Below are 12,816 nucleotides of genomic sequence, written 5' to 3'. Positions count from 1 at the left end.
GTGTTTTATAAATAGTGTTTGTTATAAGTTTAACACCATATCCTTTTTTATTCTCTCATAAATAACATTTTTCGTCAATTGGCACTACGCTACATTTTTAAATTGTTTGGACCGCTTTTTATAGTCATTCTACTAAAGAATTTCCATTGCCATAGGCACATAACATTTTCCATGTATCATCTGCATCTCATCGATTGGTTTCATGCCCATGTGGATATATTTTTTCACCGCCTCCGGAGCAGCATCAACGGTCATAATCGTCTTATGCAGTTCTTCCTTACAATACCTTTTCGCATAGTCAAAAAGTAACCTTCCAGCACCTTTTCCCTGACAGGATCTGCGCACATAATAATTGCAAATGTGTCCCCGCCTCTGAAGGGATATGGTTCCTTCCAGTTCTTCTTGTTCAAATACACCGAACATCAGAAGTTCGCCGCTATCACAGAGCTGGTCGATATTCTCCTGTTTTAAATATTCACGAAATGTATCAATCCCTTCCTGTTCATACACCTCGGCCACATCCATGCAAAAAACGCTCCAGATAATATCCAGAGCGTATTTTCTTTCCTGTTTTTCCAGTTCACGTACGATCATTACATACCTCCCTGTGTCAGCACCTGCACATTCTTTGCAATATAGTCGATCAGTGATACAACTGTCAGGATCAGTGAAAGCCAGATCAGAACTGTGCCAACGATATCGAACACACCTCCAAGATCTGCAATCAATACAATGATCATGAACATCTGGGATACTGTCTTAAATTTACCCCAGTAACTTGCTGCGATGACAATTCCATTATCTGCAGCCACAAGGCGGAATCCGCTAATAATAAACTCACGGGCAATGATGATGATGACGAACCATGCCTGTAATTTTCCTAACGGAATCATACAGATCATAGCAGAACACACAAGCAGCTTATCTGCTAAAGGATCCATGAACTTTCCAAAGTTTGTCACAAGATTTCTTGCACGGGCGATCTTACCATCCAGCATATCTGTCAGACTGGCAACACAGAACAAAACTAACGCGATCCATTTATTTGCCGGTCCTCCCACATCAGTCAACATAAAAAATACAAAAAACGGAACCATGATAACTCGTAATACTGTCAGTTTATTTGGTAAATTCATTATATCAGCTCTCCTATCAAATCATATTCCAGTGCACCGGTCACGCGGACTCTTACAAAATCTCCACTCATCAATTCTTCGTCTGTATTGATAAAAATCAAGCCATCCACATTCGGTGCATCTTTATAAGTTCTTCCTACATATGCATTTTCATCTGCAACTTTTCCTTCAATCATAACGAGAACTTCACGTCCGACCATATCTTCTGCCAGATCAAATGCGATTTCCTGCTGAAGTTCCATCAATTCTGCCTGGCGGTCTTCCTTGACTTCTTCCGGAATCTGCTCTGTCATAGTTGCAGCTGGTGTATCTTCCTCCGGTGAGTAAGTAAAAACTCCAAGTCTGTCAAATTCCATCTCATCTACGAAATCCTTCAGCTCTTCATGCTGTTCTTGTGTCTCACCCGGAAATCCTGTGATCAATGTGGTACGAAGAGAAATATCCGGGATCTCTTTTCGAAGCTTTTCAATGATCTCTACAAGCTGAGCTTTTGAAGTTCTTCTTCCCATTCTTTTTAGCACTGCGTCACTTGCATGTTGAATCGGAAGATCCAGATAGTGACAGACTTTATTTTCTTCTTTAATCGTCTGAATCAGTTCATCGTAAATCTCCTCCGGATAACAATAAAGAATTCGGATCCACTGGATTCCGGATATTTTACAAAGCTCGCGGAGCAATTTATGCAAAGATTTCTCTCCATATAAATCCTTTCCGTATACGGTCGTTTCCTGTGCAACAAGAATCAATTCTTTTACTCCCTGATCAGCCAGGTCTTTCGCTTCTGCCAGCAGCTTCTCCATCGGAACACTGCGGTAATTACCACGAAGTTTTGGGATGATACAGTAAGTACAATGCTTGTCGCAGCCTTCGGCAATTTTCATGTATGCATAATGCCCGCCTGTTGTTACAAGTCTCTTTTCTTTTACATCTGGAAGTGCATCCACATCTTCCAGAACAACATGTCCATTTCCCGCAAGAGCCTCTTCCACCGCTTCTACGATATGATCATAAGAAGTAGTTCCAAGTACTGCATCAACTTCCGGTATCTCGTCAATAATCTCCTGCTGATAGCGCTGTGCCAGACACCCGGTCACGATCAGAGCTTTCAGCTTCCCTTCTTTTTTGTACTCTGCCATCTCAAGAATGGTCTGAATACTTTCCTCCTTTGCATCATGAATAAAACAGCAGGTATTAACAACAATAATATCTGCGTCTTCTTCTGAATCTACGATCTGATATCCCTTTTTATCCAAAAGTCCAAGCATGACCTCTGAATCCACCAGGTTCTTATCGCAGCCGAGGGATATAAATAAAATATTCATATAGTTCTCCTTGTATGTCTTATTTAAAAAGCAGATACCAGACGGTATCTGCCTCAGGCACACGGCACACCGTGTAGTAATCTCTCTATTCGTTATCTTCAGACTCTTCTACTGCTTCTGCGTCTTCCTCTGAATCCTCTTCCTGAATATTCAAGAAATCTTCCTCTGCATTCTCCTCTGCCTGCTTTGCTTCCAGTTCCGCAAGTTTTGCAGCCTCTTCTTCAGCAAGTATAGTGATCTTTCCCTGATTCATCTCGCTGATCGCGATAGAAAGCGGCTTCTCACCCGGCTTTGTATCTACTAATGGCATAGAACCATCAATAATCTCTCGTGCTCTTTTAGCTGTAGCCATAACGATAGAATAACGGCTGTTAACAACCTTTGTCTCGCCTTCCTCAACGTCTTTATTAACGACCTTCATTAAGTCTGTGTAAGATGGATGTAACATGTACACTATTCTCCTTTCAACTCTCTCTTCATATGCTCTATAAATGTCCGATTACGGAAACATCTCTCATGTTCTCCCTGAATCAGATGATGCATCTCTTCCACGCACACATCTAATTCATCATTCACGACCAGATAATCATACTGATCCATATATTCTGCCTCTTCAATAGCGCGCTTCATACGCCCATCGATGACTTCCTGTGTCTCAGTCCCCCGTCCTTCCAGACGCTTTCTGAGTTCTTCTGCGCTCGGAGGTGTTACGAACAGTAATAATGTATTCGGAAATTTTTCTTTGACTTTCAATGCGCCCTGGATTTCAATCTCTAGGATTACATCTTTCCCTGCACGAAGCTGCTCTTCCACATATGCTTTCGGTGTTCCGTAATAATTTCCCACGTACATAGCATACTCTATCAAATCATCTTTCGCAATCATTTTTTCAAATTCTTCCGTTGTTTTGAAAAAATAAGCCTTTCCTTCTTCTTCTCCCGGTCTTGGGTTTCTTGTTGTTGCAGAGATGGATAATGCATAATTATCATATCTCTCCAGAAGTGCTTTCATAATCGTACCTTTGCCGGCACCGGAAAACCCGGATACTACAATAAGAATTCCCTCTTTATTCATAGCTATACCTCTTATTCAATGTTCTGGATCTGTTCTCTGACCTTCTCAATCTCTGTCTTTAACCCAATTCCTGTATTGGAAACTTCCAAGTCATTTGCCTTTGACAAGATTGTATTTGCTTCACGGTTCATCTCCTGTGCAATAAAATCAAGCTTGCGTCCGATTCCTGCCTCATCTGACTGGAGCGTCTCTTTCATATGTACGACATGACTCTTCAGTCGTACGACCTCTTCATCTGTACAGATCTTATCTGCATAAATCACAACTTCTGCTGCAATACGATTCTCCTCAATCTGCGTATCTTCAAGAAGTTCTTTAACTTTGGCTTCCAGCTTTTCTCTATACTCGGCAACGATCTTCGGAGAACGCTCCTCGATAAATGCTACCATCTCAAGAATTCCATCGAGCTTTGCAAGAATATCTTCTCTCAGATGTTCTCCCTCTGCAGTCCTTGTAGTTACAAATCCGTCAACGGCTCCATCCAGTGCTTTTTTAAGTCCCTTCCAAAGTTCATCGGTATCCTCACTGCCCTCTTCCATTGTAAATATCTCAGGATATCTGGAAAGTGCAGACACACGGACATCATTCTCAATGCCAAACTTTTCTTCCATCTGCTTGAAATATTCAAGATATTCTGCTGCCAGACTTTCATTATACTTTAATGAAACCTGTCCGTCAGATAAATCCTCATAGCTGATAAAGATGTCTACTTTTCCTCTCTGGATTCTTTTCTTAATCTCTGTCCGGATTGCCGTCTCGAAGAAATTCAGTTTCTTCGGCATACGGATACTCATATCCAGATAGCGGTGATTCACACCTTTCATCTCTACGGTAAACTTGCGGTCTCCCTCTGATATTTCACATCTTCCGAAACCGGTCATACTCTTGATCATGTGTATTACCTCTTCTTTTCAGTAATAAATACGGTTTTAACCGTACGTTTTATTATACTTCATTTGGATTTTTGAGTCAACTATGGTATGATATGAAAAGTAAACATTTATCATACATTTATAACATTATTTTAAAGGAGTGCTTATATTATGGCATTTGACGGAACAACAATCGCAGCAGTCCGAAAAGAACTTTCCGATTCTATCCTGGGTGGACGCATCTACAAAATTGCACAGCCGGAACCAGACGAGCTGTTGATCACAATAAAAACACCCGAAGGACAACGCAAACTATATATTTCTGCAAGTGCATCTCTTCCACTGATTTATCTCACTGATGAGAATAAACCGAGTCCTATGACTGCACCTGGTTTTTGTATGCTTCTTCGCAAATATGTTGGGAATGGGCGTATCACAGCTATCTCACAGCCTGGTCTGGAACGTATTTTATTCTTTGATATTGAGCATTTAAATGAACTGGGGGACCTTTGCCGTAAGCGTCTGATCGTAGAAATCATGGGCAAGCACAGCAATATCATCTTCTGCGATGATAAAGATAAGATTCTGGACAGCATTAAGCATGTTTCCGCACAAATGAGTTCTGTCCGGGAAGTCCTTCCTGGAAGAACCTATTTCATCCCGGACACGATGTCTAAACTGGACCCGCTCACAGTTTCTTTTAAAAACTTTGTCCTGGCACTGAGAGAAAAACCTGCTGCCCTTGGGAAAGCAATCTACACAAGCTTTACCGGTATCAGTCCTGTAGTAGCGGAACATATCGTCTCGGAGTCCGGACTGGATACGGATATTCCGGCTTCCGACATTTCCGAAGATATGCTCATTCACCTGTACCGCCAGTTTTCCTACTATATCGAAGACCTGAAGGAAGGAAATTTCCACCCAGTGATTTACTATAGCAACGAAGTGCCAAAAGAATTCACCGCCATTCCATTTTCTCATTACGGAAATTACCGGGCAGAATGCTTCGATTCCATCTCACGTGTGCTTCGCACTTATTATGCGACTCGCAACACCGTAACACGGATACGTCAGAAAAGTGCAGACCTGCGCCATGTTGTGCAGACGAATCTGGAACGTGCAAGGAAAAAATATGACTTACAATCCAAACAACTACAAGGAACCGAAGGCCGTGAAAAATACAAAGTTTACGGAGAACTGATCAACACTTATGGTTACAACCTGGATTCGGAAGCAAAGTCATTGACCTGCCTGAATTACTATACGAACGAAGATATTACGATTCCATTGGATCCACAGAAAACTCCTCAGGAAAATGCACAAAAATATTTTGCAAAATACAATAAGCAGAAGCGTACTTTCGAGGCGCTGTCCGAACTGATCCAGGAGACAGCTGATGAAATCCGCTATCTGGAATCCGTCAGCAACTCTCTGGACATTGCTCTAAACGAAGCGGATCTGGGACAGATCAAAGAAGAATTGACTGCCAGCGGCTATGTGCGCAGAAAATTCACAAAGAAAAAAGTAAAACTGACTAACAAACCAATGCACTACATCTCCAGTGACGGATATGACATTTACGTTGGTAAAAATAATATCCAGAACGATGAACTGACTTTCTCTTTTGCAAATGGCGGTGACTGGTGGTTTCACGCAAAAGGTGCTCCCGGATCCCACGTCATTGTCAAGACAAATGGCGATGAACTTCCGGACCGTACTTTTGAAGAAGCCGGACGGCTGGCTGCTTATTATTCTAAGAACCACGGCAGTGATAAAGTCGAGATTGACTACATTGAAAAGAAGCATGTCAAGAAACCAAACGGAGCAAAACCCGGGTTTGTGGTTTATTATACAAACTACTCTCTCGTTATTGACTCTGACATCAGCAACATAAAAGTCGTGCAGGATTAATTCCCGCACGACCTTTTTCGTATTGTACTTGCGATTTTCACTTATTCTATCATTTATTACAGAATATCATCAAACAGCTTTTCTTTATAAACGCCCTCTTCAATCAACTTCTTGAAAGATTCTACAACTGAGTCCTTATCTTCTTTGTAAGTAACTCCGAACCATTTATCCTGTGTTTCAAGGACTTTTACAGTCACTTCGCCTTTCTGAAGTAACTCATCAATGTAAATCGGAAGCAGATACTCTCCCTTTAGCACATCCACATCTGGTTTTTCAAAAAATTCCTTGAATCCTTTTTCCAGTGTCTCTACGAACTCCGGTGTCAGTCCCCACATATTCATCGATACATGGGAATTCTCATCAATTGGCTCCTGTCCGTCTTCTTTCTGAACTGCTGCCTTATTTCCCACTTTTACAATGTTCTTTGTCTCGTTAATTCCGGTCAGGTATCCATTCTCATTGACCTGGCATACACCTCTTGTAACGCCGCCGTTTTCACTGAGTGTATTCTTCAGAATAAACCCTGCCGCACAAAAATCTGTCGGTTTCTCTGGTGTGTACTCCTCCAGAAAATCATGCAGTTTAAAAAATGATTCTTTTCCATAATAGTCATCTGCATTAATTACCGCAAATGGCTCTTTTATAAGACCCTTACATGCCAGAACTGCCTGACCTGTTCCCCATGGCTTTGTACGGTCTTTTGGAAGTTTTACTCCTTTTGGAAGATCGTCGATTGCCTGAAATGCATAGTCAATCTCTACGTTTAATTGTTTACAGATAGCTTCGATTCTCTCTCCGATAACCTCCCGGAAGGCTTCCTCTATGTCCTTGCGGATAATAAATATAATCTTGTTAAATCCAGCTTCGATTGCATCATGAATGGAATAGTCCATAATGATCTCTCCATGCATTCCAACCGGCTCTAACTGCTTAATTCCTCCACCAAATCTGGAACCGATCCCGGCAGCCATAATAACTAATGATGTTTTCATCCTTTTACCTCCATATCATTATTATGATTTTATCTTTTCTAGTCATATCAGCGAATCTGTCTTGCTTCCAAATAATATCTTTTCTCCGTCGCATGTCCCATGGAAAATGTCTTTCTTGGAAGTGTTCCACTTTCAGTCACGTAAGGAAACAACTCTCTTTTCTCCATTGCAGGCAATAAAAAGCCAACCGCATTTTCCTTCTCTGCCAGGTTCTTTAATGCCTCTTCTCCATGTATATAATCCATCTGCCCTCTATGGTTTTTCAGATATCCGTCTAAAAAATTCTGTAAAATTGCGACTGCAAGCCTACTTTTGTTCGGATTTAAATAAAGAACACCTTGGCGCTCTTTCGTATACCATTGTACTGGATATCCATTCGGGGCGCAACATGTTTTTTGAAGCTCATCCAATAATGCTTCTTCATCTGTCTCTGTAACAATTCGATGAATCGGAGAAAATTCCAACGCTTTGTCGTGAATATTTTCCAGCTCCACCATCGCATATCTTGCCGGAGCATTTGCATTTTCTGTATCGGAATGTGTTTTTTTATAATTTTCATAACATACTTTTGCTGTAGCCAGTGAATGATTCCCGTCGCCAACCGCATAAGGCATCTCTGCACTTATATTCTCATAAGATGTAATCTTCTTTTCAAAATCTTTTGCGAGTTTTCCAGACACCAGCCAGCCACTGATATGTCCGCCTTCTTTCATAAGATTAAAATTATAAATCTTACGCATTTCTTCCTTTTTCCCGCTCAGCCATTCTATCAACCCATCACTTCTATCATCACACAAAAGTAATACATGTGGCAATTCGACAGGCGCATCCTCACGGATTCTGACTCTTGGCGGAATTCTACAGGTCACTGTCTTTTCCGTCGCACGGATTCTGGAAGAACTATTTTCCGAATAATCATATGCTTCCAGATCAATCATCCCGATCAGCCCTCTTCGAATACTGCCATTTTTAAGGGTTCTCTCTACATAAACATAGGATTTTTCATATTTCTGAAAAATTCCCTGTTCAAGATATGATTGCATATTCCAATTGATTGTCTTTATCTTTTCATTCTCGTCCACATCTTCCAATTCTGCTTCCGGAAAGATCAAATGAAAGGAAGATGGTGCATCCCCTACCGTCTCTTTTACATCTTTCCAGTATTCTGGCTGCGAAGAGAACTGGTCGCATGCAATCACCGACCACTTCTCCATGCTTTCTACATCCGGAATCAGAATATCTGCCGGCAAAAATACATTCATGATTACGCCTCTTTTCCTGCCAGATAATCAATAAACTGCTGTGCAGTTCTTCCTGACATTCCTCCGTGACTTAACTCCCATTTATTTGCCTCTGCCAGGAGTTCCTCCTCCGTTAGATTAAGATTATTTCTCTTAGCAAGCTGGCACACGATTTCCTGAAACTCTCGTTTCTGTGGTCTTCCAAAGTAGATCGTCACACCAAATCTTGCTACCAGTGACAGCTTTTCCTGTACGGTATCATTTGTATGTAATTCCTCATCTCTATCTTCTTTATCCTTAAACGTCTCACGGATCAGATGTCTTCGGTTAGATGTTGCATAAATAAGCACATTATCTGGTTTTTTCTCAAGTCCTCCCTCGATGACCGCTTTCAGATATTTATATTCAATCTCAAATTCCTCGAATGACAGATCATCCATGTATATGATGAACTTGTAATTACGGTTCTTGATCTGCGCAATTACATTATTGAGATCCTGGAATTGATGCTTATAGACTTCGATCATACGAAGGCCCTGATCATAATACTGATTCAGGATTGCCTTGATAGAAGAAGATTTTCCGGTTCCGGCATCTCCAAATAACAGACAGTTATTGGATTTTCTTCCCATAACAAATGCTTCTGTATTGTCGATCAGTTTTTTCTTTGCCATCTCGTATCCCACCAGATCATCCAGGTGCACGTGAGCAATCTTTGTGATCGGCACGATTCTTGCCCCTTCTTCGGTATGCTCAATACGAAATGCTTTATGAAGCCCCAGTTTGCCAACGCCAAATTCCTTGTAGAACTGTGTTACTTTCTCTTTAAATTCTTCTGCACATTTCGTTCCATCAAGTGTCTTTGCAAGGTCACAGATACGGTCACGGATTCTCTCATTGAAGACCTGTCCATGTCCATTGACCCCCTTGTAATCCCGGATCATGGCAAGTCCGTCTTCTCCAAGTACCTCTCCAAGATTCTGGAAATCATAGTCAAACAGTTCTTTAAAAATCTTAAAATCATGCAGTGCTGCAATATTAATACTTCCTTCGACCGGTCCGACAATCTCACAGGAAGTGCTGTATGCATTCTCATGACTAACCATAAGGTAAGTCAGATAAGTATGCCACAGATTTCCTTCAAATCCGTGACTGACTGATAACTCTGTCAGATCACCAATAGTAGAATACAGAAGACTCTTCATATCGTCCTCATTGTAATATTCATTATTATAGTTCTCCATAAGAAATGTCATGTCCTGGAGAAGTTCCCCGTCTTCCATATCTTTATATAAAATCAATTCATTCGTTCTCATTTCCTCGATGTCTCCTTTTTTATGTCATTTTATGTTTTTCTATTATACAAATCCTCTAACGGATTACTCTATGTCCGGCACTCCCACACTGGTATTAGTAATTTCCAAGTATCTTCAGGCTTCTGCTCTCTTCCCGCAAGCCCCTAAGTGCATTCTTCACACCTGGTTCTTCCAGATTGCCTTCAAAATCTACAAAGAAACGGTACTCCCAGCTTCTTCCCTCAATTGGTCTGGACTCGATTTTTGACATATTCAGATCATTATAAATAAAATGTGACAGTAGATGATACAGCGATCCACTCTCATGTGGAACCTCAAAGCAAATACTGATCTTCTTTGCCCCTTTCAAGAACACCTTCTGGTTCGTCACAATAATAAATCTTGTACAGTTTCCGGATTCATCATTAATGTTATCTTCCAACACTTCCAGTCCGTAGACTTTTGCCGCATAGGCACTGCAGACTGCCGCCTGAGTCCGGTCCTGGTCATCCAGGATTTTCTTTGCTGCAATAGCTGTATTTGCCACGCTGATCTGCTGCCAGTCACTGTGTTCTTCCAAAAACCTGGTCGTCTGCATCAGCGCTTCCGCTTTAGAATACACTCGCTTCAGTTCAGAAAGCTGTGTCCCTGGAAGTCCTGCCAGTGTATGCGTGATTGGAATTATGACTTCTCCTACAATATAATTTTCAAATTCTACCAGAAGGTCATAGACTTCGTTTACCGCACCTGCTGTAGAATTTTCGATTGGAAGCACTGCATAATCTGCGGCGCCCTCCTCGATTGCTTCCATTGCATCCCGGAATGTACGGACGGAATAACTGTTGCAGTCCTCTCCGAAATAGGTCTTCATAGCTGCCTGTCCATAAGCACCTTCCATGCCCTGAAATACGACTCTCGCTTTCTCCACGCCAAGTGAATCAATCTCTATAAAAGGAAGTCTTCCAAGAGCTCCTGCCTTCACAAGCTGCTGATACTGTAACTTGCGGCTCATGGACATAAGCTGCTGATATAGTTCCTGAATTCCTTTTTTATCAAAATCAGAAGAAACTTTTGATGCTACATTCTGAAGCTTTTCTTTCTCCCTTACACGGTCAAATACTTTTCTTCCTGCTTCGACCTTATATTCTCCAACCTGTTCACATATTTTCATTCGCTCTTCATATAACTTCACGATCTGATCATCTACGACATCTAACTGTCCTCTTAATTCTTCTAATGTAGCCATCCATCTTGTCTCCTTTACAAATACCATAGTCAGTATCACTTGCATCCTTCGCCTCTCTATACTGACACTATTGCATTATAATACATTTCATATCTAAAATCCACCTTACATTCTTATCCTGATTACAGATTCAAAAAAATTATTTTTTACATTCAAAAAAAATAATTTTTACATTGAAAATCTGACAGGTTTGTTATATTATGTACAGAGACTTTTAAGTAAACGTCGCGAAGGAGGATTTTATGAGACACTTGATGAGTCCACTTGATTTCACAGTGGAAGAATTAGACAATCTTATGGATTTAGCCCAGGACATCGAAAAGAACCCTAAGAAATATGCTCATGCATGTGATGGAAAGAAATTAGCAACTTTATTTTTTGAACCAAGTACACGTACTAGACTCAGTCATGAAGCAGCAATGCTTAATCTCGGAGGCAGTGTTCTTGGTTTTTCTTCTGCCGATTCCAGTTCTGCAACAAAAGGGGAAACTGTTGCAGATACAATTCGTATGATTTCCTGTTATGCGGATATCTGTGCAATGAGACATCCGAAAGAAGGAGCTGCGCTGGTAGCCAGCGAGCATTCCAGAATCCCTGTCATCAATGCAGGAGACGGCGGACATCAGCATCCGACACAGACCCTGACCGATCTGCTTACGATCCGTTCTTTAAAAGGTCATCTTGATAATATCACGATCGGTCTTTGCGGAGATTTAAAATTTGGCCGTACCGTTCACTCTCTGATTCACGCTCTGGTGCGTTACAAAAATGTAAAATTCATTCTGATCTCACCAGAAGAACTTCGTGTTCCAAGTTATATCCGCAATGATGTTCTCGATAAAGAACATGCACAGTACGAAGAGGTCGTTCGTCTGGAAGATGCTCTTCCAAAGCTTGATATTCTCTACATGACCCGTGTACAGAAAGAACGTTTCTTCAATGAAGAAGACTATATCCGTATGAAAGATTTTTATGTACTGGATGCTCAGAAGATGGAGCTTGCGCCAAAGGATATGTATGTACTTCACCCACTTCCTAGAGTAAATGAAATTGCTGTTGAAGTTGATGATGACCCAAGAGCTGCTTATTTCGCTCAAGCTCAGTACGGAGTATACATTCGAATGGCTCTGATTCTGACATTACTGGAAATCGAAGTCTAAGGAGGAATATACTATGGTTAAGAATACACTGAATGTAGGTCAGATCTCAGAAGGATTTGTACTGGATCACATCCAGGCAGGAAGAAGTATGGATATTTACAAATATCTTCACTTAGATCAACTGGACTGCTGTGTTGCAATTATCAAAAATGCAAAAAGTAACTGTATGGGCAAAAAGGATATCATGAAAATCGAATGTCCGATCGATTTTATGGATCTTGACATCCTTGGTTTCATTGATCACAACATTACTGTCAACATTATCCAGAATGAGAAGGTTGTTGCGAAAAAATGTCTTCACCTTCCTCACGAAATCCGCAATGTGATCCGCTGTAAAAATCCTCGTTGTATCACTTCTATTGAGCAGGGACTGGATCATGTCTTCGTACTGACCGATCCAGACGAAGAAGTATACCGCTGCAAATACTGCGAAGAAAAATATCAGGGAAGACTTGGTAAACGCAAATAAAACTTCCTGTTTTAACTATGCAGACAGTTATCTTTTATTTATGAAATTATATATGTGTTTTTGACTATCTTTTTATATCTTCTTAAATGTCCGCAAAG

The 12,816-nt window shown here is 41.0% G+C and carries 13 protein-coding genes; 3 read left to right on the top strand and 10 right to left on the bottom strand.

Annotated features, from left to right (window positions below; translation table 11 throughout):
• Positions 1-132: 132 nt before the first annotated feature.
• From LI149_RS12370 to LI149_RS12345, 6 genes are all read right to left on the bottom strand, one after another.
• Entirely contained in the window at positions 133-594 is a 462-nt protein-coding gene (locus LI149_RS12370; protein WP_005331090.1) for a GNAT family N-acetyltransferase, read from the bottom strand.
• Positions 594-1,136 carry a CDP-diacylglycerol--glycerol-3-phosphate 3-phosphatidyltransferase gene (gene pgsA / locus LI149_RS12365; protein WP_005331091.1) on the bottom strand — a complete coding sequence of 181 codons (543 nt, stop codon included), beginning with the start codon at positions 1,134-1,136 and terminating at the stop codon, positions 594-596. Before pgsA ends, LI149_RS12370 begins: the two co-directional genes overlap by 1 nt.
• Positions 1,136-2,458 carry a 30S ribosomal protein S12 methylthiotransferase RimO gene (rimO, locus tag LI149_RS12360; protein WP_173786210.1) on the bottom strand — a complete coding sequence of 441 codons (1,323 nt, stop codon included), beginning with the start codon at positions 2,456-2,458 and terminating at the stop codon, positions 1,136-1,138. The genes pgsA and rimO overlap by 1 nt, the downstream gene beginning before the upstream one ends.
• Before the next feature lie 85 nt (positions 2,459-2,543).
• The gene (rpoZ, locus tag LI149_RS12355) at positions 2,544-2,906 is read right to left on the bottom strand and encodes a DNA-directed RNA polymerase subunit omega (protein ID WP_117495505.1); all 363 of its coding nucleotides are present in this window, start codon (positions 2,904-2,906) and stop codon (positions 2,544-2,546) included.
• A gap of 5 nt (positions 2,907-2,911) precedes the next feature.
• The gene (gene gmk, locus LI149_RS12350) at positions 2,912-3,532 is read right to left on the bottom strand and encodes a guanylate kinase (protein WP_173786208.1); all 621 of its coding nucleotides are present in this window, start codon (positions 3,530-3,532) and stop codon (positions 2,912-2,914) included.
• An 11-nt stretch (positions 3,533-3,543) separates the two neighbouring features.
• Entirely contained in the window at positions 3,544-4,425 is an 882-nt protein-coding gene (locus LI149_RS12345) for a YicC/YloC family endoribonuclease (RefSeq protein WP_005331095.1), read from the bottom strand.
• 150 nt (positions 4,426-4,575) lie between these two features.
• Here LI149_RS12345 and LI149_RS12340 point away from each other — a divergent pair, with 150 nt between their 5' ends.
• The gene (locus tag LI149_RS12340; RefSeq protein ID WP_173786207.1) at positions 4,576-6,315 is read left to right on the top strand and encodes an NFACT family protein; all 1,740 of its coding nucleotides are present in this window, start codon (positions 4,576-4,578) and stop codon (positions 6,313-6,315) included.
• A gap of 56 nt (positions 6,316-6,371) precedes the next feature.
• On the opposite strand, the gene LI149_RS12335 is transcribed toward LI149_RS12340, so the two are convergent.
• The 4 genes from LI149_RS12335 to pheA form a co-directional block, all read right to left on the bottom strand.
• Entirely contained in the window at positions 6,372-7,307 is a 936-nt protein-coding gene (locus tag LI149_RS12335) for a sugar phosphate nucleotidyltransferase (protein WP_173786206.1), read from the bottom strand.
• A 47-nt stretch (positions 7,308-7,354) separates the two neighbouring features.
• On the bottom strand, positions 7,355-8,569 hold the full coding sequence (locus tag LI149_RS12330; RefSeq protein WP_227078197.1) for a DUF1015 domain-containing protein: 1,215 nt from the start codon (positions 8,567-8,569) through the stop codon (positions 7,355-7,357).
• Positions 8,570-8,571: 2 nt separating this feature from the next.
• Complete coding sequence (locus LI149_RS12325; RefSeq protein ID WP_227078196.1) at positions 8,572-9,864, bottom strand: ATP-binding protein; 1,293 nt, start codon at positions 9,862-9,864, stop codon at positions 8,572-8,574.
• Positions 9,865-9,958: 94 nt separating this feature from the next.
• The gene (gene pheA, locus LI149_RS12320) at positions 9,959-11,089 is read right to left on the bottom strand and encodes a prephenate dehydratase (RefSeq protein WP_029730379.1); all 1,131 of its coding nucleotides are present in this window, start codon (positions 11,087-11,089) and stop codon (positions 9,959-9,961) included.
• 242 nt (positions 11,090-11,331) lie between these two features.
• On the opposite strand from pheA, the gene pyrB reads away from it, so the two are divergent.
• A complete protein-coding gene (gene pyrB / locus LI149_RS12315) occupies positions 11,332-12,249 on the top strand; it encodes an aspartate carbamoyltransferase (protein ID WP_040015297.1) in 918 nt (305 codons plus the stop codon).
• A 13-nt stretch (positions 12,250-12,262) separates the two neighbouring features.
• On the top strand, positions 12,263-12,718 hold the full coding sequence (locus LI149_RS12310; protein ID WP_005331128.1) for an aspartate carbamoyltransferase regulatory subunit: 456 nt from the start codon (positions 12,263-12,265) through the stop codon (positions 12,716-12,718).
• Positions 12,719-12,816: the final 98 nt, after the last annotated feature.

This window comes from Dorea sp. 210702-DFI.3.17 (assembly GCF_020560825.1).
Classification (GTDB): domain Bacteria; phylum Bacillota; class Clostridia; order Lachnospirales; family Lachnospiraceae; genus Dorea; species Dorea formicigenerans.
Note: the sequence above shows the minus strand (reverse complement) of the source record. Positions and strands in the feature narration are given on the sequence as shown.